This is a genomic window from Paenibacillus sp. Soil787, from assembly GCF_001429545.1.
GTDB lineage: Bacteria > Bacillota > Bacilli > Paenibacillales > NBRC-103111 > Paenibacillus_E.
This window is the reverse complement of record NZ_LMSP01000034.1, coordinates 263,440-287,776: the sequence shown is the minus strand read 5'-3', so window position 1 is coordinate 287,776 and position 24,337 is coordinate 263,440. Positions and strand designations below refer to the sequence as shown.

The window sequence follows — 24,337 nt, the reverse complement described above, 5'->3', positions numbered from 1 at the left end:
TGCGGATGGTTCTTTTGTCATACTTTTGTCGCAAAACCTAAGCTTACCTCAGTTGTGACATGGTTATAATTAGGGCATAATGAATGAGAATAGATGGAAACCAATCGGAGAGACTTTGGCTTAGGGCCAAAGATCCCTATATATGGAAGGTGCCTCATGACTTACAACGATAATTTTATAAAAGCATGCCGGAAAGAACAGGTAGATACACTGCCCGTTTGGTATATGCGCCAAGCTGGACGTTACGATCCGGATTATCGCAAAATCAAAGAAAAGTACTCACTGCTCGAAATTTGTCAGCAACCAGAGCTAGCTGCGGAAGTTACGATGATGCCCATTAAGAAGCTGGGTGTTGATGCCGCCATTTTATATTCAGATATTATGAATCCCGTTGCTTCTCTTGGGGTTGATTTTGATATTGTCAAAGATGTGGGTCCTGTCATTCATACGCCGGTTCGGACAGCACAAGATGTTGAGCGTTTGCGTCCTATCGATGTGGAGAAAGATTTATCGCATATCATTCAAACGATCCGTATTTTAGATAAAGAGCTTGAGGTTCCCCTTATCTCATTTGCGGGTGCGCCATTTACGATTGCGAGCTACTTGATTGAAGGTAGACCATCCAAAAGCTATATTCGCACGAAGCAGCTTATGTACTCCGAACCAACCGTTTGGTTTGCCTTAATGGAGAAGCTTGGTGATATGGTCATAACCTACTTGCGAGCGCATATCGCAGCGGGCGCCAAAGCTGTTCAAGTCTTTGATAGTTGGGTTGGCGCGCTTTCTCCGGCGGATTTCCAAATGTATGTGCTGCCGACAATGACGCGTATTTTCAAAGAACTTGCGGACTTGAAGGAACCCAAGATTTATTTCCCAGGCGTGAGTTCAGGAGAGCTGCTTCCATATCTCAAAGACATCCAAGCGGACGTCATTGGTCTAGATTGGCGGATTCCAATTTCTGTAGGCCGCGGGAGAGTTGGCGAACGCTTTGCTGTGCAAGGAAACTTGGATCCCTATATTTTAACAGCTCCGATGAGCGTTATTGAGCAGCAGGCGAAAGCGATTATCGATGAGGGGATCCAGCAGCCAGGTTATATCTTTAACCTTGGCCATGGTTTATTCCCGGAAGCATCGCTTGAGAAGTTAAAGGATTTGACTACATTCATTCATACTTACTCACATTCCGTATTAACGCAGCAAGCAGAAAAGAGTGGTGTTTAGCATGGCGAGTCAGCGTATTGGTGTTTTGGTCATGTCTTATGGTACTCCGGAAAGTTTGGATCAAGTTGAAGCTTATTACACACATATTAGACGCGGGCATCCTCCAACGCCTGAGCAGCTGCATGAATTAACAGCTCGTTATGAGGCCATTGTAGGAGGGTTCTTCCCGCTGCGTGAAAATACGAACAAGCAGGTTAAAGGCTTGGAGAATACACTTCGTCTAGAACATCCAGACCTTGAATTCGTCTGTTATCAGGGTTTGAAGCATGCTCAGCCTTACGTAGAAGACGGTGTAGAGCAAATGGTTAAGGACGGTATTACGGAGGCTGTGGGAGTCGTTCTTGCCCCTCACTACTCCACTATGAGCGTTGGCGGCTATGTGAAAAGAGCGAAAGATAAGGCAGAGGCGCTTGGTCTGAAGATTGATTTCGTTCTTGACTACCATCTTCATCCTAAATTGGTAGATGCCCTTAGTACCCGTGTTGACAAAGCCTTGGAGAAATTCTCAGGTGTGAATCGAAATGATGTGCGAGTTATCTTTACTGCGCACAGCTTGCCTGAGAAAATACTTGAAATGAATGACCCATATCCAGATCAATTGCTTGCCACTTCCAAAGTTATTGCTGAGCGTGTAGGTCTGACGAATTGGCAGTTCGGTTGGCAAAGCGCAGGGCAAACAGCGATGCCGTGGCTTGGTCCGGATATCTTGGATGTGTTACGTAAGATCAATCAAGAGGAAAGCGTCAAGAATGTTCTCCTATGTCCAATCGGCTTTGTTTCGGATCATCTGGAGGTTCTTTACGATATTGATATTGAAGCACAGGCCCTGGCCAAGGAGCTTGGACTGCATTTGGAACGAACAGAATCGCTAAATACAGACCCCCTGTATCTGGAAACATTGAGTGATGTTGTCTACAAGAAATGGAAAGAGGTTACCCGTTTATCATGAGTACTAGAATTCCTCACTACATGATTGTTGGCGGGGGGATTACGGGGCTTAGCGCAGCTTTTTACTTAAAGAAAAGGTTGGAGTCAGCGGGAGCCCCTTTTCGGCTATCTGTAGTGGAGAAGTCCGAGGCATTTGGCGGGAAAATTCATACCATTGAGCGAGACGGTTTCGTCATTGAAAAGGGGCCGGATTCCTTCCTTGCTCGGAAGCGCCCTATTATTGATCTGGCTTATGACCTTGGACTTGAGCATGAGCTTACAGGAACGAATCCTGGGGCGAAAAAGACCTACATTGTGCGTCAAGGCAAGCTTCACCGCATGCCGCCTGGCTTAGTGCTCGGCATACCAACGCAAATGACACCGTTCATGAAGACGGGCCTCATTTCCCCATTAGGTAAAATGCGAGCTGCACTGGATCTGATCCTGCCTAAGCGTGATTTATTGACGGATGAATCTCTTGGGCATTTTCTGGAGCGCCGATTAGGGAAAGAAGTGCTTCAGCGTATCGTGGAACCGCTTCTAGCGGGGATTTATGCCGGTGATACATTTAAGCTTAGTTTGAAAGCAACATTCCCACAGTTTCGAGCGATGGAACAGAAGCATCGAAGTTTAATTCTAGGGATGATGGCGAGCCGCAAAAACGTGAGTGAAGAGAGTGCTCACTTACCTTCCGGTGTTCGTAACTCTCTTTTTGTAACGTTCAAGAAGGGACTTCAGACGTTGGTTTCGGGCTTAGAAGACGCCTTGAAGACCGTGGATCTGCGAAATGGTGTTGGGGTTGTATCTGTTCGTAAAATGGGGCAGCAGCAAGCCGAGGTTATCTTTGAGGATGGGCATAGTGAAGTGGTAGATGGCGTTATCCTTACTACGCCTACTTATCAGGCAGCGGAGATGTTAGTAGATCTGCCTGCAGCAAATCAGCTTAAGAAGATTGATTACATTTCCGTAGCGAATGTTATTATGGCTTTCGATCGCAAAGACATTCCATTTGAATTGGATGCCTCGGGCTTTCTAGTACCGAAAACCGAGGGCAGGACGATTACGGCGTGTACCTTAACATCAGCTAAATGGCTGCATACAGCCCCAGAGGGAAAGGTGCTTCTACGCTGTTATATCGGTCGAGCAGGTGAGCAAGAGTGGCCGGAGTGGTCAGATGAACAACTAGTTAGCAAGGCTCGCCATGATCTTCGGGAATTGCTAGGACTAAAGGCGGAACCGCTCTTTACGGATGTAACTCGCCTTATGCATTCCATGCCCCAATATCCTGTCGGTCATCTGGAGCATATTGCACAGTTACGTGAAGAGCTAGCTGCAGCTATGCCTCAAGTCCTTGTCGTGGGTGCGGGGTTCCATGGCGTGGGTCTTCCTGACTGTATAAGGCAAGGGAAAGAAGCTGCGTGGCAGATTGCCGATCTGATTCAAAACCAGTCTCAGGAAGCCGTTGAAACAGCCAATTCGAATTAACGAAGCTTAGCCAAATCTAATTTGAAATTTATCATAGATAGATTACTGGGGGTATGAAATTATGGAAAATTCGAGTAGAATCGACACGCGCTCTTCGGCTGCCTTTCAAGAAGCTAAGAAGATCATTCCTGGTGGAGTGAACAGTCCTGTTCGCGCCTTCAAGTCAGTTGGTTTAACACCTTTGTTCATGGAGAAGGGCTCAGGTTCTCGCGTAACGGATATTGACGGCAATACCTTTATCGATTATGTAGGTTCTTGGGGCCCACTAATTGTAGGACATGCTCACCCTGTCGTGCTGGAAGCCATTAAAAGTACGGCCGAAAAGGGAACGAGCTTCGGAGCTCCGACGCTTCTAGAAACGGAAATGGCAAAGCTGGTTATTGAACGTGTGCCATCCATTGACATGGTTCGCATGGTAAATTCAGGGACAGAAGCGACGATGAGCGCCCTACGGTTAGCCCGCGGATTTACGAAGCGAGATAAGATCATGAAATTCGAAGGAAGCTACCATGGACATGCAGATGCGTTGCTGATCAAAGCTGGCTCAGGTGTAGCTACGCTTGGCCTTCCTGACAGTCCAGGCGTTCCAAATAGCGTGGCCTCGAATACGATCACCGTGCCTTACAATGATTTGGCGTCCGTTAAATTAGTGTTTGAAAAGTTCGGGGAAGAAATCGCGGCTATCATCGTTGAGCCGATTGCAGGGAATATGGGCGTAGTACCACCAGCTGAAGGGTTTTTACAAGGTTTACGTACGATTACGCAGCAATATGGCTCCTTGCTGATCTTCGATGAGGTGATGACTGGTTTTCGCGTACATAAACACTGCGCTCAGGGCTTGTACGGCGTTACACCTGATTTAACATGTCTAGGTAAGGTTATTGGCGGAGGACTCCCTGTTGGCGCTTATGGAGGCCGATTGGACATCATGGAGCAGATTGCTCCTGCAGGTCCAATCTATCAGGCGGGAACCTTATCCGGCAATCCGCTAGCAATGGCAGCAGGCTTTGCAACGTTATCCTTATTGGACGAGCCTAATGTGTATGAGGAATTGGAACGCAAGTCCGCGAAGCTCGAAGCTGGATTTGCTGGGAATGCTGCTGAATTTGGCGTAGCAAGCACAATAAACCGAGTAGGTTCCATGATATGTCCATTCTTCACCGAGCAGACAGTCACGAATTACGATATAGCCAAAACGTCTGATTTAGCTAAGTTTAATGCTTATTTTGGCCATTTGCTGGATTTGGGAGTTTCGGTTGCACCTTCGCAATTCGAAGGGATGTTTGTATCTACGGTACACTCCGATGAAGATATTGATGCAACAATTGATGCTCATCGCGAAGCGTTGAAACGATTATAAGTTAGTGAACATGCAAAAGACCTGGCCTACGTGGCCAGGTCTTTTGCGACTTATGTAGAAGATTTATTCTGTTTTTGTAGTTGGAGCAGCGGTTGGAGATGGCAATACAGGATTCCCATTGTTTGTTTGCCCTTGGTTAGGGTTTGTACTCGGTGTAGGCGTCGGGCTCGGCTTTGATGATGTGGAAGCTCCTGGTGAGGAGCTTCCTGTGCCTGCGTTGCCAGTTCCTGTACTCGGAGAAGGACTTGGCTTCGTAGAGGTTGTAGGTGAAGTTTCAGGCTTCGCTGACGGACTTGGTTTGACCGCACCATTGTCTGATCCTGAAGGAGGATTAGACGTGCCATTCTTAACAGCTTCACTGCTGGATTCAGGCTTGGTTGATGTTGTTGCTTTCGGTGTAGCTGTTGCTTTAGGCGGGTTGGCCTTTCTTTCTGCTTGTTCTTTCAAGAATTCAGGGTGGTCATAGGCACCACCTGGATCGATTGTCTTAAGTCCTTCCCAAACATTCTTGACCTTTACTTGGTCAGGATGATCAAAAACCAGGAAAGCAGAAGGTAAGCGACGCTCCCCATAACGACTGGAGGGCTTCGTAATCAATTCATCGTTGTATACCATCTCGGAGGAAGCTCCGCCATCCAAGAAGCCAGCATTAATGACGCCATCTGCGAGGAATAGATCCTGTACCTCTTTGAGAGTTGCACCTACACTGTGTGCTTGTCGGCCATCGATCACGATGAAGATAACCGTTCCGTCGGCTTTTTGTCCCACAGCTGTACGAGGTGCGCGTCCCCAGCCTCCGTCTCCGCTAGTAATGAGCGGTTTTCCGTTAGCAATAACACGCGGATAGAAGGATACGGCGTCAGTGACACCAAGTTTGAGCAGCTCATCAATCGTATACTTCCCGATAATGAGTGTGCCTTCTTTTGTGAATCCAACGATATGTTGAGGAACGCTGCCTTCTTGGTCTGTATAAAGAATTTCTCCGCCGGACATAATAGCACCAATTGGCGCAAATCCGTTTCCAAGTCCGTCTGGATCGTTGAAGCCTCCGCCATTTACGCCAGCGGCAGCGCCAGTACGCTCTACCATGGAGGTAATTCTTTCCCCTTCACCTTGCTTTGCGGGTACAACGACACGAATCGTTCGTGGGTCATACACATACATTTTCTTGCCCTTCCAAAACTGACCAGAAATATCCTCGACTTTCACGAGACCTTCTCTAGAACGATTTTTATTAAATTGAACCGCACGCAAATCTTGTTTTTCAACAGAGTTGATTTCGGTCAAATTTTGCATTTCGAGAACCATCTGATCTCTACGCTCAGCACCAACGAAAATCCAGGCCCAGTCACGATGCTGCGTGGTAATAACCGTTTTAGCCAAATATTCGCGCAAATATTTCCCAGGTGGAGTTAGAAATAAGAAGCTTGAACTAAGAAAAGTACATACAGCTATGACGAGAAAAGTGCGTTTCAGCCAACTATAACTCCGAAAATGTTCTAATATTGAACTACCCAAGGTTGTCCTCTCCTGCTCTATTATTCTATTTGTGTATTAGATATTTTGATTAGTAATGTCGAAAAAAAACAATACAAGACTTATATTATCATATTTTAGCATGCAATTGTTATTGGTAATTGTTAAAATAAAGTGTACATAATCCCTATTTTCTTAAGGAGTCATGGATTCTATGAAGCGATATTACTTTTTTGATTTTCCAATAGATTTAATGGCCGTTGTTTTTGTCTTTCTAGTGATTTTGCTCGTAATCTATCTCTCTTTTCGTAAAGGAACACTTAAATGACAGTGTGGAAGCGCAGCGGTGAATGGTTGGAGCTCCCGATTCCAAATCCGTTATGGAAGCCGCTTAAACCAGGAGCTATAGAAGAATTAGCAGCTATTCTGCCGATTCCAAGAAAGTATTTTCTCCGACTAGCCTCTCAAGGCCTAATTCGGATTCAAGATGACAAAATTCGACTCCATGTGTTTCCTGAAGAGAAGGCTGCTTTCAGACCGGAGCCTTATGATCTTGGCATTTTGTATGAGGACGACTTTTGCCTTGTCGTTAATAAACCGGCAGGCATGTCCGTACATCCAGCAGAAGCAGGGCAAAGCGGTACATTGGCTTCGGCGGTAGCCTTCTATTTTGAATCGACTGGCCAGGCTTGCGGGGTTCGGCACATACATCGTTTAGATCAAGATACGACGGGCGCTGTACTTTATGCCAAAAATGAGTGGGCGCATGTGCTTCTTGATGAAGCCATGCGTGACAAACGGATTGATAGACGCTATGTGGCGCTAGCTGAAGGCGTATTCCGAACAAAGCAAGGATCGATAGATGAACCTATCGGTAAAGATCGCTATATCTCAGGCAAGCGAAGAGTTTCATCAAGCGGTGATCAAGCGGTAACGCATTATCGGGTTTTAGAGCAATTGAAGAAAGCAGCTTTTGTGGAACTTACGCTAGAAACAGGGAGAACCCATCAAATTCGGGTCCACCTCAGTCATTTAGGCCACCCATTAGTAGGGGATTCTCTATACGGGGGTTCATCGCGTTTGTTTCATCGCCAAGCCTTGCATGGAGAGAAGCTTTTATTCGATCATCCGGTTACTCAAAAGCAGGTCATCGTGCATGCTCCACTGCCGCAAGATTTCAAGCTATTACTAGAAGAAGTTTCAGCCCTGTAAAAATGTAGTCATGCCTAGCCCTTCCCACCCATATACTTTTAAAGACAAACAAGTAAATGGCCAAACAATCCGAATGCTGTCCAGCATCTGGATTTGATGGAAGGGAGGATTAATTCGGTGTCTGAACAACAACCAGGTTTAAGGTTCGATATCTATGAGCGAGTTCATTTGCAAGAAGATTTGGCGGGGATACAAGAATTAAATGATGTAGAATTGCTTCCTCATATTCAGGTAATTACTTTGGATGATCAGGCAATCCTGAAAGGAAACTTGCTGCTCACGGGTAATTATTTCAGTGAAGAAAGGGATACACCCAGATCACTTGAGCATCTGATTCCAGTCGAGATCACATTACCTTTGAATCGCATTCATCGTGTAGAAGATATTCAGGTCGAAATTGAAAATTTTGATATTGATCTTTTATCAGCGCGAAGTCTGAATGTTACAGGTGTTCTTTCCCTGCAAGGCGTCGAAATTGTTTCGGCTCCGCCAGAGAACTGGCGGGAAGAAGAGGAAGTTTCTTTCGTTCATGAGGTTAACATCCCAAGTTTCGAGCCACCTATGCCCTATCAGCCGCAGCCTTTGCAGGAACCACCGGCAATTCCAACCATACGAGAACCTGAGAATGTAGTGTCTATTGCTGCTGCTATTCCATATGTGGCCCCCGTTCAAGATGAGGTTGATTCTGACGATGGTGCCGTTGTCGTGGAGATTGAACAAACCGAATTAAAAGCGACCCCCCATCAAGATAGCACGGTGGTTACGGAAGACAAGAAAGAACTCAAGGTCGCCTTTGGCAAAAAGGCCAATGAGGCTGTTGACATCAATCCGTACGGTATTAAATCGCTGCTTTCTAAGGCAGGCTCGTATTTAACCGATAAGAGGAATGCAGAAGCAGAAGCGCAAGCTGCACTTGCGGAAGAGACGCGAATAGATGCTGTGGAGTGGAAGAGACTCTTTCTTCAAAGCAACTCAGGAACGCAAGAGTTCAGGAAACTAAAACTATGCATTGTTCAAAAAGAAGATACGTTGGAATCTATTGCCAAACGATATCAGGTCAACCCGCGTGAGCTTCAACTTCTCAACCGTATGAGTGATCAAGAAATTTCAGTTGGTCAGGTTATTTATCTGCCTAGATAAATATCAGGATACATAGGCAAGAGCCTCTGGCTGCTTATAGCGGCTGGAGGCTCTTATTCATTTTCGTAACATCATTCGGAAGCAAGCATATTTTATGTATAAACGGTAATACTGGAATGATATATTGACTCTATTTCAAATGTTCGATATCATATGATGTAAACCATTTTGAGTAATATTGGAAACGTTGATAGGGAGTAGTAGGCGGTAAGCCCTTCAGAGAGTGGAACTGGTAGCGCTGAAAGGTTCCATAGGAAGCAACCGAACGAAGTCGCCCTGGAGTTGTGAATGTGATTGTATGCGCCCGTTTATGCGGTGAGCAGCATTAGCATTCGCCGGCCGCAGCCGTTATCTGTTTGAGAGCCACGCGCTTCTTTTGAAGCTGCGCGGAATGAAGGTGGTACCACGGAAGCAAGCCTTTCGTCCTTTGCGGGCGGAGGGTTTTTTTTGTTTGAATGGACGCCGATGTGAGATGACTTACAGGCCTTATAAGCCTGTTTAACAGAGATAATAGTAATGGAGGTAATCTTATGACAGAAGCTAATGAGACCAAAGAACAATTGCAAATGCCTACTACGTACGATCCTAAAGAAGCTGAGCGCAAGTGGTATGATTACTGGATTAAAAATGAATTTTTCAAAGCGGGCACCCGTCCTGATGCGGAAACCTACACCATTGTGATCCCGCCTCCGAACGTTACGGGCATGCTGCATATCGGGCATGCGCTTGATTTTACACTGCAGGATATTTTAATTCGTACCAAACGAATGCAGGGATATGACGCACTTTGGCTGCCTGGATCTGACCACGCAGGTATTGCCACCCAAACCAGGGTAGAGCAAAAGCTCCGTGAGCAAGGACAATCACGCTATGATCTTGGACGCGAGAAGTTCTTGGAGAGGGTGTGGGAATGGAAGGAGCTATATGCGAACACGATTCGTGAGCAATGGGCCAAAATGGGCTTCTCGCTGGACTATTCGCGTGAACGCTTCACCTTGGATGAGGGCCTATCACAAGCCGTTCGTGAAGTATTCGTAAGCCTTTATGAGAAAGGCCTCATCTATCGCGGGAATTATATTATTAACTGGGATCCAGCGGCTCGTACAGCGCTATCTGACATTGAAGTAGAATATAAAGAGGTGCAAGGCGCGCTCTATCACTTAGAATACAAAACGACGGATGGAACAGGTTCAATCGTTGTTGCCACGACTCGTCCTGAGACGATGCTCGGGGATACTGCGGTTGCGGTTCATCCTAAGGATGAGCGTTATCAGCACCTCATTGGCAAAATGCTGCTGCTCCCTATCGTGAATCGTGAGATTCCGGTCATTGCGGATGAATACGTAGAAAAAGAATTCGGAAGCGGCGCTGTTAAAATTACACCTGCGCATGACCCGAACGATTTCGAAGTAGGGAAACGCCATGACTTGCCGCAAATTCTTGTTATGGATGAAACGGGTACGATGAACGCGAATGCGGGGCCGTATCAAGGGCTAGATCGCTTTGAATGCCGCAAGCAAATCGTGGCGGATTTGAAGGAGCAAGGTGTTCTTATTAAGATTGAAGAGCATGTCCATCAAGTGGGTCACAGTGAACGCAGTGGTGCGGTTATCGAGCCTTATTTGTCAACACAATGGTTCGTGAAAATGCAGCCGCTTGCTGAGAAAGCGATTAATACGCAAAAATCAGGCAATGGCGTTAATTTCGTACCGGATCGCTTCGAGAAAACGTACTTGAACTGGATTGAAAATGTTCGTGACTGGTGTATTTCTCGTCAATTGTGGTGGGGACATAGGATTCCAGCATGGTACTGTGCAGATTGTGCTCAAATCACGGTAACACGTGAGGACGCTACGGCTTGTTCTCATTGCCAAAGCACGAATTTGAATCGAGACAATGACGTACTCGATACATGGTTCAGCTCGGCATTGTGGCCTTTTTCAACCTTGGGCTGGCCTAATGAAACAGAGGATTTGAAGCGTTTCTACCCGACGAATGTGCTTGTAACGGGTTATGATATCATTTATTTCTGGGTATCTCGCATGATCTTTACGGGGCTGGAATTTACACAGCAAATTCCGTTCAAAGATGTATTAATGCATGGTCTTGTACGGGATTCTGAAGGCCGCAAAATGTCAAAATCACTTGGCAATGGTGTCGATCCGCTTGAAGTTATCGAGAAGTACGGTGCTGATGCTATGCGCTATATGATTTCGACGAGCAGCACACCGGGGCAAGATCTGCGTTTCCGCTGGGAGCGTGTGGAGCAAGCGCGGAATTTTGCCAATAAGATCTGGAATGCCTCTCGCTTTGCATTAATGAATCTCGAAGGTGTAAACGCAGCGGATATTGATCTAACGGGTCAACTGGGTACTGCAGACCGCTGGATTCTGCACCGCCTGAATGAAACCGTTCGTGATGTGACGCGTCTAATAGACAGTTATGAATTCGGCGAAACTGGCCGCTTGCTGTATAATTTCATCTGGGATGATCTCTGTGATTGGTACATTGAGTTTAGTAAATTAAGCTTATATGGAGCAGATGCAGCTGCTAAGAGTAAAACGCAGTCCGTGCTTGCTTACGTTCTTGATCATACACAGCGTTTGATTCATCCGTTCATGCCTTTCATTTCGGAAGAGATTTGGCAGCATCTGCCGCATGTGGGTGAGACCATTACGCTTGCATCTTGGCCAGTAGAGAATAAGGCTTTCGAATCGCCTGACGCTGTTCGTGAGATGGAACTCTTGATGGACGTTATTCGTTCCGTTCGTAACATTCGCTCTGAAGTGAATGTGCCGATGAGTAAGAAAGTTGAACTGCTTGTAAAGCCGGCTAGCAGCGAAACGCTGAGTATTCTCCGCAGCAATGAAGAATACCTAAAGCGTTTCTGTAATACATCCCTGCTCCAAATCGACGCAGAGATGGCAGCTCCGGAGAAAGCTATGACGGCTATCATTACAGGAGCCGAGCTTTACTTGCCGCTGGCTGGTCTTATCGACATTGCGCAAGAGCTCACGCGTTTGGATAAAGAATTACAATCTTTGCACGGTGAAGTAGAGCGTATCGAGAAGAAACTGGGCAATGAGGGCTTTGTAGCCAAGGCACCAGCCAAGGTCATCGAGGAAGAAAAAGCAAAGCTTGCTGATTATGCCGATAAGCGGGACAAAGTGATTGCTCGATTGGCGGAGTTAAAAGGATAATTGCGGTAAAACAAACGAATGCCTAGTTACTAAAACAAGCTGATTCATATAGTAAATGAGGATGAGATCGATGGATAAAATCAAAGACACCCCTTCGGCTGAATTCCAGACCGCGCAAGAAGCCATAGCCTGGATTGTCGGCCGGATGGAGAAGCTCGGTATGAAGCCGGGGCTTCAACGAATGCAGATGTTAATGGAGAAACTAGGTCACCCTGAACGTAGGCTGAAATTCATTCATGTGGCTGGGACGAATGGCAAAGGCTCTACATGTGCCTATCTATCTTCTGTGTTGCAGGCTTGCGGATATGACGTGGGTACATTCACCTCTCCTTATTTGGAGAAGTATACGAATCGTATCCAAGTGAACGGAGCCGACATTCCAGACGACGTGCTGCTCAGACTGGTGAATGATATGAAGCCATTCGTAGACGAAATTGCAGAGACTGAGGCCGGTCCTCCGTCTATGTTTGAAATTTCGACCGCACTAGCGATTATGTATTTCGGCAAAGTGGCATATCCCGATTACGTAGTATGGGAAACAGGTCTCGGGGGAAGGCTGGATAGCACGAATATTGTGAATCCTGTCGTAACCATCATTACGAATGTCGGCCATGACCATATGGAAATCTTGGGAGATACACTCGAATTAGTAGCAGCAGAAAAAGCGGGAATTATTAAAGCTGGTGTACCTGTCATTACCGCTGCCCAGCCCCATGAGGTTTGGAGTGTGATCGATCAAACAGCCAAGGCGAAAAAAGCAACACTCTACTCACTTGGCGGACAATTCAATTTCACGAATGTGACTAGTGAGCTAGATAGCCAAACTTTTGATTTTACCGGGCCGTTTCGAAATATTCATGGTGTGCCGATTACATTGAACGGTGAGCACCAATTGAAGAACGCAGCAGTGGCCGTAATGACGCTTGAAGTTCTTCGTCAATATTATGCATGCATCGTAGATGATGAAGATCTGTTCAAAGGACTCAAGGAGACACGTTGGCCGGGCAGGCTTGAGATGGTTTCGAGCGAGCCCCGTATATTACTCGATGGCGCTCACAACCCCGAAGGGGCCGCAACTCTGGCGGCCGCGCTTCAACGTGTATATACGTACCGGAAGCTTCATATGATGGTAGGTATGCTCTCGACGAAGAATCATACAGGCTACTTAAGGCATATACTACCATTGGTGGATACTCTTATAATTACGGAACCTGATTTTCATAAAAAAGGCGACGCTTCTATGCTTGCTGAGATTGCAAGTGAGCTGCTGCGCGAGATGAATCGAACGGTAGATATCATTGTCGAGCGAGACTGGAAGCAAGCCTTAGAAACACTAACAAGCAGAACTGAGCAGGATGATCTGGCGGTCGTATCCGGCACGCTGTATTTAATCTCTGATGTTCGTTCTTGGATTACCTATCAAACCGATTCTGAAAAAGGATGGTGAGAACGGCGTGAGTCAAGCAGAACACGTACATTTTATAGGCATCGGCGGATACGGCATGAGTGCCATTGCCAAAGTCATGCTGGAAATGGGATACCGGATATCCGGTTCCGATCTGGCACAGCAAGAGCTTACTGAAAAACTGAAAGCGAAGGGTGCGCAAGTTTTCATCGGACATGAAGCTACGAACGTGTCAGGGGCCGATTTAGTTGTGTATTCAACCGCTCTGGCCAAAGACAATGTAGAAATGCAAGCTGCGGAACAATTGAATATTCCGATTATTCATCGCTCACAAATGCTTGCTCGGCTCATGAACGAACGCAAAGGCATTGCGGTAGCCGGGGCACACGGCAAAACAACTACATCATCAATGATTGCTTTAGTCATGGAGATTTGTGGAATAGATCCGACCTATATCATCGGTGGCGAGATCATGAATGTTGGCAGTAATGCCAAGGCTGGCAAGGGCGAATTCGTCGTGGCAGAAGCGGACGAGAGTGATGGAACCTTTCTTCAATATCACCCAACTCTCGCACTTGTGAACAATATCGAAGCGGATCACTTGGAGAATTATAATGGTGATTTCGAGAATTTGAAGAAAGCTTACAAGCAGTTCCTCAGTCAAGTTAGACCTGGCGGGAGAGCTATTGTTTGTAATGATGATACGTTCTTACGTGAAATGATTCCGCATATTGAGAGCGAAGTTATTACGTATGGCATAGATACTGAGGCTGATTATATTGCAAGCGATATTACGTTAGGTGATCGTAAGGTTACGTTTACTGTACAGTTCAAAGGGGCGGCACTCGGTCAGGTAAGCTTGTCCGTACCAGGCAAACACAACGTGTATAATGCACTAGCTACGCTTATCACTTGTCTGGAAGCAGGACTCAGCTTCGAGAACATTGCAGAAGCCATTCAAGAATTCCGCGGTGCAAAGCGTAGATTCCAAGTGCTGGGAGAAGTTGCGAACATGTTGGTCATTGATGACTACGCGCATCATCCTACGGAGATTCAAGCTACCATTTCCGCAGCAAAAGCAACGGGCAAACGGATCATAGCTGTATTCCAACCGCAACGTTATACGCGAACCTATTATTTATTTGAACAGTTCAGCCGCTCATTCGATGAAGCTGATGAGGTTATTATTACCGATATCTACTCACCAGCCGGCGAGAAGGTTATTGAGGGAATAGATTCAGCCAAGCTGGCCCAATTGATCCGCAGCAACAGCAACCCGAACGTTCAGCATATGGCAACTCGGGATGAGGTACTCACATATTTGATTCAGCATGTGCAGCCTGGTGACTTGGTGTTAACCATGGGCGCGGGCGACATCTGGAAAGCAGCTGATGGTTTAGCCAAATCGCTGCGTAAAAAGTACGAACCGAATAGTTAGAAGAAGGATCGCTGCAAGCCAAATGGCTGGAGGCGGTCTTTTTTTGTTGAAAGAAACATAATAGGGCTCTCTCAATCATAATCTAGTAACAGAAGATTTGGACAAGACGACGCGGCGCTATGCCCGATTCCAAATAAATTTTACGAGGAGTGATTGAGAGATGAACAAGAATAAAGCAAGAATAACTTACCGTTTCGATCCACAAGAAAGGTCGGAATCGCCCCGCAAAGCATCGCGTGTACCTGATCAAGAGGAGAAAGTGATATCACTCTATCAGGAAGAATTTAAAGTTATAGATTCTACGATTGACCGTCATACATCGGATGAGGTGACTCCTTATCAACAAGCAGAGAGGGAGCAAGTCGAACATTTATTTGAACCTCATGCTTTAAATACGTTCACGACAGATTTTGGAAGCTGGAACAGTCAGATTGAATCGGAAGGTGAGCGAGTGGAACGGATCATTCGTGAGTCACAGGCGGCCCGAGAGAATCCAACTGTAAGAAATCCGTCAACAGAGAGAGCTGAGCCTACTTCTGACAGACATCGGGATGAGTGGTCAACCTGGACGTCTAAGGAACCATATACGGAAGCGGGGACAGGTGCCAGATACGCGAAATCCACGAGTACTCCTTGGATTCGAATTGCTACATCAGTGGCAGGTGCGGTGGTGACGGGCATTGCATTTGGTTTCTTTGTTCTCTCCATGTTTTCAAGCGATCGTGATACCAAAACTACGGCATCGATTAATAATTCGATTACAGTTACTTCACCTAATGTACAAGCAGCAGCTCCATCGAAAGCGCCAACAGGAGCAACTAAAACGACGACAGATCAAGCGCCTGCCATTCCAGCTTCTGCCTCAGTTGTCACAACGGTTCAAATTCCTGCGAAGTCGTATACTTTCCTTCAAAATGGTGTGTTTAGCAACCTGCAGGGAGCTCAAGCTATCCAAGATACCTTGAAGAAGAAAGGATTAGCCACTGTACTTGACACCACAGATAAGCTAACCGTATTCGTCGGATTTGCCAAAAACCGTGATGACGCTCTCGCTTTAAGAGAACAACTGCAAACAACGGATAAAACCATTGAGGTCTATATGAAAAATATGGATATCCCTGCGGCCACAGGAATTCGTTGGAGCGGTTCGAAACCGGAGTCAGTTCCAACCTTCATTAGTGAAGGTGATAAACTGGTGAATACGATCAATGGATTAGCGCTTGTTCATTTGGCTGAGACGAAGCCAACCCCGCTGGCTGAAACATCGCTGCAAGCGATGCGCACTTCGCATCAGCTGATTACCACATTGTCGTCCTCGCTAAGCGAGGGGGTGGGTGATGACACGAAATCATTCGTGCAAAAAATGACAACATCGATCAACAGCGCGGTTCAATCAATGGAAGAGTACAAGAAGAGTCCTTCCACAGCTATGCTGTGGCAAGCTCAATCATCCATGATGCAGTACATTATTGCCCAGAGAGAGCTGCTCAAGAAAATCAGCGTATCCTAATGAAAAAGCAGTGTGCCCAAAACTCTCAGGAGTTTGGACACACTGCTTTTTATTTGTAGAAAGTATAAGTTTTATACTTTTGCTTCGCATCTACCTTGACAAACGAGCTCGTCCCTGAAGGACGACGGAGTCGTTTATCCTTGAAATATAAGAATTTATATGTTTCACACAATAAGTCGGCTATATTTTTTGATAAACGCACTCGTCCTAGTAGGAAGGCGTAGCCGTTTATTTTAGTAGTACCGATTAAGCATGGCAGCAATCTCTGCGCGGGTAATGGTTTGACTTGGTTTAAATTCGGTATCCGTAATGCCATCAATGATGCCCTTATTTCTTAGAGTATAAATGGCCTTCGCACTCCATAATGCTTGAGGTACATCGTTGAATGATGCGGATGATGCTGCATCCGGTTGGCTATTCGTTGTTATAGACGACATTTGCAAAAGTCGATTAAAGAGAAAAGCGACTTCGCCTCTCGTGATCGATTGATTGGGTCTAATCGTTCCATCGGAGTAGCCTTGCAAGAGGTTTAAGTTTTTGGCTTTGGCAAATACTGGGCTTGCCCAATGAGATGACGGCAAGTCTATGTAACTTTGCTCAGCGGGAGCTTGGCAGCCATAAACGCTGGATGTCACGGTTACGCTCGGTTCACAGACGGCTTTCAACTTGCTGAACGTAAATACCCGATCCATTAATGTGAGAAATTCTGCTCTTGTTAAAGCACGTTCCGGTTCATAACGATTAGCAATGCCTTCGATGATCCCTTTATTTTTCATCCGCAAAATCGCTTCTCTGGCCCAATGACCAAGGGAATCCGTGAACAAGGGCGGCGTGTAGGCAGCAATCCCATCCGCAATACCTGCAGCCATTTTAGACCGAACGGAGTCGCTTGCAAGCAAAGCCGCGTCGCTTGTTTGGTTAAGAAAGGCCGTCTCCACGAGAATACTCGGAATTGTTCCCATTCTGGCAACATAAACAGCACTTGGAACGAGACCTAAGTTTTTGGTGCCGGCAGCAGCTAGTAGAGAATCCAAAACATGCTGTGCGAGGTCTTTGCTATACGGAGTTAACTTTTTCATCGTTTCACTTGCTGGATAATCTTCCTGTGGATAATCATTGTCGTAGTAGAGAACCATAGTTCCCTTCGTTTTGCCGTCCGGATGCGAATTGGCGTGGATAGATACGAATAAATCCGCTTTTTGTGCATTTGTAAATTCGACTCGCTGCGCAAGTGACCAATAGGAGTCATCTGTTCTTGTTAAGACGACTTCGTAGCCTTTTGCGACTAGCTCGTTCCGTACCTTCTGGGTGATATCCCAATTGACATCTTTTTCGCGCAAACCGTTTATACCGGTCGCACCAGGATCACTTCCACCATGTCCGGCATCGAGGACAACTTTGTAAGCGAAGGCTTGATAAGGAAATGCAAATGTGAGTAATAAGGATAAAAGGATAAGTCTTTTAAGTAGAGTCATAAGTTGAAATACCTCCGCTAACTATCTTACTAGGATCGGCTTGCGTTGTAAGCTGGTAAGAATCGCCACCCTATCATATTTTTACTTGGAAAAAAGAAGAATCTACCCGTATAATAGGGCTTGTACATAAAGAGAGGATGACAGGAATGAAAAAAGGTACCTTCACTTTGATCGTATTTTTAATCGTCGGTTTAATTACCGGGATTATCATAGGCCAGCTGTTGGCTGCAGTGCCTGCTCTCGCATTTTTGACCAAATCGGCGCAAATTTCATGGGAGCCCAAAGCTGATTTACAAGTCGTGAAATATGAGTTCCATCTTTTGGTGAAACTAAACCTGTGCAGTATTCTTGGATTAGTGGGGGCGTACCTCCTGTATCGTAAGGTGTAACCGGATCGCATTTGGAAAGCCATAGTAAATATTACAATCAGCTAGGAGTTGTTTCTTTTGAGTAATTCCCCTAAACAAAGACTTATTCTTGCTTCGTCTTCGCCGCGGAGGCAGGAACTTATTCAATCACTTGGTTTACCCTATATCATTCGAGTGAGTGACGCAGATGAGACCGTCGAAGAAAAAATATTGCCTTCTGAGCTTGTAGAAGTGCTCTCTTTACGTAAGGCTTCAACTGTTCTAGAAATGCTTGAAGCTAATGAAAAAGAAGGAATCATCATCGGTTCTGACACCGTTGTTGTCTATCAAAATGAAGTTTTGGGTAAACCGGTGGATGAACAGGATTCTTTCCGGATGCTTAAAGCATTGCAAGGCAGTACACATCAGGTTTACAGTGGAGTTGCTTGTGTGGACGCGGCTACAGGTAAGCAGGTTGTCTCTCATCGTGTGACACATGTGAAGATGAAGATTATGTCTGACGCACAAATTCTACGTTATATCGCTACTGGAGAACCTAAGGATAAAGCAGGTTCCTATGCGATTCAAGGGATCGGGGCAACGATCGTGGAATCTATTGAAGGTGATTACTTTACCGTTGTTGGATTGCCGCTTTCTCTGCTTAGTGATCTGCTGCTAAGTTTTGAAATTCAAGTCCTATAATCAATTGATCCTAGCTGGCATTTATGTCCAAAGTAGGACTCATACATTGACTGTGTAATCTGTAACGGTTACAATGACAGTAAGCGACATGACTTCGCATTCTTCTGGGAGGTATTGGCCATAAACAGCGAATTTACGATAGCCGTCCACAGTCTCGTATTTCTGGCTCATTTGCCTGATCATATGGCAACCAGTGAAGAAATTGCTGCGAATGTATCCACCCATTCTGCTCGTATACGTAAAGTTATGGGCTTTCTACGAAAAGCAGGCTACGTTTCAACGAAAGAAGGGATCGGTGGCGGATTCATACTTAGCTGCAATCCGGACGAGGTGACACTCGGAGAAATTTACCGTTTAACTTGTCAAGGTTCCTTGAAACCGAGCTGGTGCTCTGGTGATGAGAATAAGACCTGCGTCATTTCATCCAAAATGGATTTATTGATGGGTAAGGTTTTCATTGACGCAGAGAAGCAGATGGAAATATACTTTGATGGACATACCATCGGCAGTATGCTGGAACAAATCAGATCGTTCGAGTGTCCACAATCGAATAAAGAGCAATTGTCCTAGAAGCCCTCGGATCTTACAAATCCGCGGGCTTTATTTTGTTTTATGAGCACTTATCCGTATGAATGGGATGCGTTTAAGTAACACAACCTACATAATGAAAGAGGGGAATTCATGGAAATCACAAGCTTGATGCTACGAGAAGTACCGCAAGAGGAAAGACCTAGAGAGCGAATGCTCCAATACGGAGCAGGTGCGTTAAGTCATGCAGAGCTCCTGGCCATTTTACTTCGAACAGGGACGGTGTCGGAGTCTGCGCTGCGGCTAGCAGGTCGAATATTGAGTGAAAGCGGCGGGCTGCGCAGCCTTGTTGACATGAGCAAAGACCAGCTTACCCAAATCAAGGGAATTGGCGATGCCAAGGCTTTGCAAATTCAAGCCGGGATCGAGCTTGGTCGCAGACTGGCCAAGAGTACATTTGCGGAGCGAGTTACGATTCGTTCTCCCAAGGATATCGCAGATTTAGTGAGTGAAGATCTTCGTTATTTGCAGAAGGAACATTTCGTTTGCTTATTTCTCAATACAAAGAACCATCTGCTTGCGCAGGAAACATTATCGATGGGCAGCCTCAACGCATCAATTGTTCATCCTCGTGAAGTGTTTCGTGCGGCGATCAAACGCAGCAGTGCTTCGATCATCTGTGTGCACAATCATCCAAGCGGTGATCCAACGCCAAGTCCAGAGGATATTCAGCTCACACACCGGCTAATGGAAGCGGGAACTATAATTGGTATTGAAGTGCTTGATCATGTTATCATTGGTGATCAGAGATTCATAAGTTTGAAGGAACAAGGCTTTATGTAATATAATAGATAACGCAATAGGAAAGGAGCAACTGCCATGTTCGGTGGTTTTACCAAAGATTTAGGAATTGATTTAGGTACAGCGAATACACTGGTTTATGTAAAAGGCAGAGGAATTGTCGTTAGGGAGCCGTCCGTGGTTGCTCTACGTACTGATACAAAAACAATCGAGGCTGTAGGAGACGCCGCCAAAAAAATGATCGGTCGTACACCAGGCAACATTCGCGCAATTCGTCCAATGAAGGATGGGGTAATCGCTGATTTTGAGACGACCGCTACGATGATTCGCTACTTCTTAAGACAAGCACAGAAGCAGCGTTGGTTGTTCCCGCGCCACCCGAATGTCATGGTTTGTGTGCCTTCAGGCATCACAGCTGTTGAGAAGCGTGCTGTTGAGGATGCGACGAAGCAGGCTGGAGCACGCGAAGCTTACACCATTGAAGAGCCTTTCGCAGCAGCGATCGGTGCTGATCTTCCAGTCTGGGAACCAACAGGAAGCATGGTTGTCGATATTGGTGGGGGAACAACGGAAGTTGCTGTCATCTCGCTTGGAGGGATTGTAACGAGCCGTTCCATTCGTATCGCCGGCGATGAAATGGACGAAGCTATCACTCAATACATTAAACGTACGTATAATTTGATGATCGGGGAACGTACATCCGAGACGCTTAAGCTGGAAATCGGGTCGGCACTTCCTATGGACAAGCCTGAGTCCCTCGAAATAAGAGGACGTGACCTTGTTTCCGGATTACCGAAAACGTTAAGCGTTTCTTCCGATGAAATTACGGAATCGTTGACGGACACGGTGAATGCGATCGTTGAAGCTGTGAAGGTTACTCTCGAGAAGTGTCCGCCTGAATTATCAGCGGATATTATGGATCGGGGAATTGTGCTGACGGGTGGCGGCGGCTTACTGCGTAATCTTGACCGTCTGCTTGCAAGAGAAACCGGAATGCCCGTACTCGTCGCTGAGAATCCGCTAGATTGTGTGGCGATTGGAACGGGTCGCGCTTTGGAAAATATCCATTTGTTCAAGAATAGATCAGGATCCAGTTCGAGATATAAGCGTTAATATTCGTTAGAAGGTGCTAATTTGTTTAAATTTATGGGTAATAAGAGGCTGATTTTTCTGATGTTCGGTCTAGTCTGCTTCTTTATATTGATGGGACTGACACTCGGGAACCGGGCACCCATGACGTGGCCGGAGAAATTTGTTAAAGACTCGGTATCATGGACGCAAGGACTCCTCTACAAGCCCGCTGCGCAGGTAGCGGGTTTCTTCGAAGATATCCGGCAGCTAAGAGTCATCTACGAGGAAAATAAGACGTTGAAACTGACGCTTACGCAGTATGCACGAGATACACAGCGTTTAAATGAGCTAGAATCACAAAACAAGCGATTAATGGAGGCTCTTGGCTTCACAGAAAGACAGCGTCAGGCTAACGTGTATACGTATCGCATTGCTGAGGTCGTAACCATTGATCCGGATCCGTATAATAGCACGGTTACGATTAATTTAGGCGATAAAGATGGCATCAAGGAGAATATGGCTGTCATGACTGTAGACGGGTTGGTCGGCAGGGTGAGTAAAGTGTTTGGTTTTCACTCTAATGTTCAATTACTCACTGAAACCAATGATACCGATAATAACTCCAAGGCGATTGCTGTCACTGTGAAGGGGAATGAGAATCAACCCTTCGGGATGATTGAGTCTTATGACTCCAAAACCGGCGAGCTTGTGATGAACAAGGTCGAACATGCGGACGATATGAAGATCGGGGATACAATCATCACATCAGGCTTGGGGCAAGTATTTCCTAAGGGCATTGAGGTAGGGACAATCTCTTCCATAGGTCCAGGGGAATTCGGCATTACATACAAGGTTATGGTGAAGCCCAAAGCTTCGTTCAACCGTATCCGTGAAGTGTTTGTTGTCGAAGTCCCGGAAGTGAAATGAGGTGAGCCGTTAAGTGATTCGACATGTATTGTGGCTCATTTTACTCGGTTTGTTTATCCTGCAAGGAACCTTACTTGTTTGGCTGATCCCTTCAGCATGGCAATCTAACGTTAATGTTACACCCCATTTAACACTTGTATTCATTTTGTTTATCGGACTTTTTCATCATCGTCATACCGCATTAATTTATGGGCTTTTGTTCGGATTATTGCACGACTTTAACTATTATGGATCGATGCTAGGTGTATATTCCTTCGGTATGGGGCTTACTGGCTATTTGGCCGGACTGGCGCAGCGAAGGCAGCCTAATTTGATTTTTTATAATTTACTCATAACTGGCGTCGGTTTGCTCTTGTTTGAGTTTATTAATTACGGTATCAACCGGTTGTTCAAGCTTATTGATATTGATTTGAAGTTTGCTCTCACCCATTATATGCTTCCGAGTGTTCTATTTAATCTGCTTATCGCCTTGATTTGCTACGTTCCCATCCGCAAGCTGCTTGAAGGAAAGCGGATTGTGCCGTCCGGGAACGAAGATTAATTTTCCAGGCTCTAGGCAGGAGAATTCAGGACATGAACCGAAATGTATAGGTTGGGAGGTCGTAGCGCAATTATGTCCTTAACAAAGCACCATGTGATGATAAAAGGGGTCAAGGATGGCCTTGTATTTTTGCTAAACGACGCTTGCGAATGGCAAATTTTGCTGCAAGAGCTGCAGCACAAGCTTGAGAAAACGCATCAGCAAATATTGACTGGACCGATTATTCATGTGCATGTTAAATTAGGCAGCCGAGAAGCGACCGAAGAACAGAAGGAAGAAATTCGGTCCGTCATCCGGCAAAAAGGCAACCTGCTTATCCAATCGATTGAAAGTGAGTCGCCTAAAGAGGAAGCTGCAGAAGAGTCTGCGGTTTCTATGACAACGCTCAAAGGAATGATTCGGTCGGGACAAACCCTGCACAATGAGGGTGATTTATTATATTTAGGTGATGTTAATCCTGGCGGAACCATTACCTCTACAGGGAACATTTATATCATGGGATCTCTTCGCGGCATGGCGCATGCGGGGGTGGATGGCGATGAGAATGCGATTATTGCTGCTTCTCATATGCGTCCCACGCAGCTTAGGATTGCCGGAATCATTAGCCGTCCACCGGATGAATGGGGAATCGATGAGGCTTTCATGGAATTTGCCTATGTAAAAGAAGGAAAAATGGAAATCGATAAGCTGCATCAGCTTCATCGTATCTGGCCGGAACCGAATGTAAAATAATCGTTAGTATATGTGAAAATAGCGTGTGGGGTGAGAAAATATGGGAGAGGCAATCGTCGTTACTTCCGGAAAAGGTGGCGTTGGCAAGACAACGACATCTGCGAATCTTGGAACGGCACTAGCGCTTTTAGGGAAAAAAGTTTGCATGGTAGATACCGACATTGGGCTGCGCAATCTGGATGTGGTCATGGGTCTGGAAAACCGTATTATTTATGATCTTGTGGATGTTGCAGAAGGCCGCTGCCGTTTGCCGCAAGCATTGATTAAGGATAAGCGCTTTGATGAGCTTTATCTTTTGCCAGCTGCTCAAACGAAGGATAAGCATGCCGTATCCCCAGAGCAAGTAAGGGATATTATTTTGGAGCTCAAAAAAGATTTCGAATTTGTCATTATCGACTGTCCAGCCGGCATCGAACAAGGCTTCAAGAATGCCGTAGCCGGAGCAGACAAAGCGATCGTTGTAACTACACCGGAAAACGCGGCTGTACGTGATGCTGACCGCATTATTGGTTTGCTGGAGAATGAGAAGATTTCCTCACCTAAGTTAGTCATTAACCGCATTCGTCCAATGATGATGAAGAAAGGCGAGATGCTGGATATTGATGAAATATGCTCGGTACTTGCCATCGATTTGCTGGGGATAGTTCCAGATGACGAGCATGTGATCAAAGCAGCCAACTTAGGTGAACCCACCGTGATGAATCCGTCGTCGCGCGCAGCTATTGCTTACCGCAATATCGCTCGTCGTATTTTGGGTGACACGGTGCCGCTCATGCAATTAGAAGACAAAACAGGCTGGGTCAAACGAATGAAAAAGTTTATTGGAATAGGATGATTGA

General features: G+C 45.9%; 21 protein-coding genes and 1 other annotated feature. Of the genes, 19 read left to right on the top strand and 2 right to left on the bottom strand.

The features are described 5' to 3' along the window. Positions 1 to 156 precede the first annotated feature (156 nt). The 4 genes from hemE to hemL all read left to right on the top strand — a co-directional run bounded on the left by hemE (position 157) and on the right by hemL (position 4,993). Positions 157 to 1,221 (top strand): uroporphyrinogen decarboxylase, encoded by a 1,065-nt coding sequence (gene hemE / locus ASG93_RS25000; RefSeq protein WP_056836353.1) that lies wholly within the window; start codon positions 157 to 159, stop codon positions 1,219 to 1,221. 1 nt (position 1,222) lies between these two features. Further along, positions 1,223 to 2,170 carry a ferrochelatase gene (gene hemH, locus ASG93_RS24995; RefSeq protein ID WP_056836351.1) on the top strand — a complete coding sequence of 316 codons (948 nt, stop codon included), beginning with the start codon at positions 1,223 to 1,225 and terminating at the stop codon, positions 2,168 to 2,170. Then, positions 2,167 to 3,633: a protoporphyrinogen oxidase gene (gene hemG / locus ASG93_RS24990; RefSeq protein WP_056836349.1), complete on the top strand. Its 1,467-nt coding sequence runs from the start codon at positions 2,167 to 2,169 to the stop codon at positions 3,631 to 3,633. The genes hemH and hemG overlap by 4 nt, the downstream gene beginning before the upstream one ends. A gap of 61 nt (positions 3,634 to 3,694) precedes the next feature. After that, positions 3,695 to 4,993, top strand: coding sequence for a glutamate-1-semialdehyde 2,1-aminomutase (gene hemL / locus ASG93_RS24985; RefSeq protein ID WP_056836347.1), 1,299 nt, complete (start codon positions 3,695 to 3,697; stop codon positions 4,991 to 4,993). A 63-nt stretch (positions 4,994 to 5,056) separates the two neighbouring features. On the opposite strand, the gene ASG93_RS24980 is transcribed toward hemL, so the two are convergent. Next, positions 5,057 to 6,511, bottom strand: a complete 1,455-nt coding sequence (locus ASG93_RS24980) for a phosphodiester glycosidase family protein (protein ID WP_056836344.1) — start codon at positions 6,509 to 6,511, stop codon at positions 5,057 to 5,059. A 282-nt stretch (positions 6,512 to 6,793) separates the two neighbouring features. On the opposite strand from ASG93_RS24980, the gene ASG93_RS24975 reads away from it, so the two are divergent. From ASG93_RS24975 to ASG93_RS24950, 6 genes are all read left to right on the top strand, one after another. Continuing rightward, positions 6,794 to 7,681 carry an RluA family pseudouridine synthase gene (locus tag ASG93_RS24975; protein WP_056836342.1) on the top strand — a complete coding sequence of 296 codons (888 nt, stop codon included), beginning with the start codon at positions 6,794 to 6,796 and terminating at the stop codon, positions 7,679 to 7,681. Positions 7,682 to 7,798: 117 nt separating this feature from the next. Then, the gene (locus ASG93_RS24970; RefSeq protein WP_056836340.1) at positions 7,799 to 8,821 is read left to right on the top strand and encodes a LysM peptidoglycan-binding domain-containing protein; all 1,023 of its coding nucleotides are present in this window, start codon (positions 7,799 to 7,801) and stop codon (positions 8,819 to 8,821) included. 178 nt (positions 8,822 to 8,999) lie between these two features. Continuing rightward, positions 9,000 to 9,252: a binding site (T-box leader), on the top strand. Between the two features lie 99 nt (positions 9,253 to 9,351). Next, the gene (locus ASG93_RS24965) at positions 9,352 to 12,021 is read left to right on the top strand and encodes a valine--tRNA ligase (protein WP_056836338.1); all 2,670 of its coding nucleotides are present in this window, start codon (positions 9,352 to 9,354) and stop codon (positions 12,019 to 12,021) included. A gap of 70 nt (positions 12,022 to 12,091) precedes the next feature. Next, on the top strand, positions 12,092 to 13,468 hold the full coding sequence (locus tag ASG93_RS24960) for a bifunctional folylpolyglutamate synthase/dihydrofolate synthase (protein WP_082615074.1): 1,377 nt from the start codon (positions 12,092 to 12,094) through the stop codon (positions 13,466 to 13,468). A 7-nt stretch (positions 13,469 to 13,475) separates the two neighbouring features. Continuing rightward, positions 13,476 to 14,864 (top strand): UDP-N-acetylmuramate--L-alanine ligase, encoded by a 1,389-nt coding sequence (gene murC, locus ASG93_RS24955; protein WP_056836657.1) that lies wholly within the window; start codon positions 13,476 to 13,478, stop codon positions 14,862 to 14,864. Between the two features lie 160 nt (positions 14,865 to 15,024). Beyond that, positions 15,025 to 16,374: an SPOR domain-containing protein gene (locus tag ASG93_RS24950; protein ID WP_056836335.1), complete on the top strand. Its 1,350-nt coding sequence runs from the start codon at positions 15,025 to 15,027 to the stop codon at positions 16,372 to 16,374. Positions 16,375 to 16,607: 233 nt separating this feature from the next. On the opposite strand, the gene ASG93_RS24945 is transcribed toward ASG93_RS24950, so the two are convergent. Next, on the bottom strand, positions 16,608 to 17,849 hold the full coding sequence (locus tag ASG93_RS24945) for an N-acetylmuramoyl-L-alanine amidase (protein WP_056836333.1): 1,242 nt from the start codon (positions 17,847 to 17,849) through the stop codon (positions 16,608 to 16,610). A 146-nt stretch (positions 17,850 to 17,995) separates the two neighbouring features. Between ASG93_RS24945 and ASG93_RS24940 the strand changes: the two genes are divergently transcribed. From ASG93_RS24940 to minD, 9 genes are all read left to right on the top strand, one after another. Then, positions 17,996 to 18,238: a DUF4321 domain-containing protein gene (locus tag ASG93_RS24940; RefSeq protein WP_047675969.1), complete on the top strand. Its 243-nt coding sequence runs from the start codon at positions 17,996 to 17,998 to the stop codon at positions 18,236 to 18,238. Positions 18,239 to 18,295: 57 nt separating this feature from the next. Continuing rightward, on the top strand, positions 18,296 to 18,898 hold the full coding sequence (locus tag ASG93_RS24935; RefSeq protein WP_056836331.1) for a Maf family protein: 603 nt from the start codon (positions 18,296 to 18,298) through the stop codon (positions 18,896 to 18,898). A gap of 120 nt (positions 18,899 to 19,018) precedes the next feature. Beyond that, a complete protein-coding gene (locus ASG93_RS24930) occupies positions 19,019 to 19,468 on the top strand; it encodes an RrF2 family transcriptional regulator (protein WP_056836655.1) in 450 nt (149 codons plus the stop codon). Positions 19,469 to 19,579: 111 nt separating this feature from the next. Continuing rightward, positions 19,580 to 20,269: a RadC family protein gene (gene radC / locus ASG93_RS24925; protein WP_056836329.1), complete on the top strand. Its 690-nt coding sequence runs from the start codon at positions 19,580 to 19,582 to the stop codon at positions 20,267 to 20,269. Between the two features lie 36 nt (positions 20,270 to 20,305). Next, on the top strand, positions 20,306 to 21,340 hold the full coding sequence (locus ASG93_RS24920; RefSeq protein ID WP_056836326.1) for a rod shape-determining protein: 1,035 nt from the start codon (positions 20,306 to 20,308) through the stop codon (positions 21,338 to 21,340). A 21-nt stretch (positions 21,341 to 21,361) separates the two neighbouring features. Further along, complete coding sequence (gene mreC / locus ASG93_RS24915; protein WP_235550961.1) at positions 21,362 to 22,225, top strand: rod shape-determining protein MreC; 864 nt, start codon at positions 21,362 to 21,364, stop codon at positions 22,223 to 22,225. 13 nt (positions 22,226 to 22,238) lie between these two features. Next, on the top strand, positions 22,239 to 22,766 hold the full coding sequence (gene mreD, locus ASG93_RS24910) for a rod shape-determining protein MreD (protein ID WP_056836322.1): 528 nt from the start codon (positions 22,239 to 22,241) through the stop codon (positions 22,764 to 22,766). A gap of 72 nt (positions 22,767 to 22,838) precedes the next feature. Then, positions 22,839 to 23,498 (top strand): septum site-determining protein MinC, encoded by a 660-nt coding sequence (gene minC, locus ASG93_RS24905; RefSeq protein ID WP_056836320.1) that lies wholly within the window; start codon positions 22,839 to 22,841, stop codon positions 23,496 to 23,498. A gap of 40 nt (positions 23,499 to 23,538) precedes the next feature. Then, positions 23,539 to 24,333 (top strand): septum site-determining protein MinD, encoded by a 795-nt coding sequence (gene minD / locus ASG93_RS24900; protein ID WP_047675989.1) that lies wholly within the window; start codon positions 23,539 to 23,541, stop codon positions 24,331 to 24,333. Positions 24,334 to 24,337 lie beyond the last annotated feature (4 nt).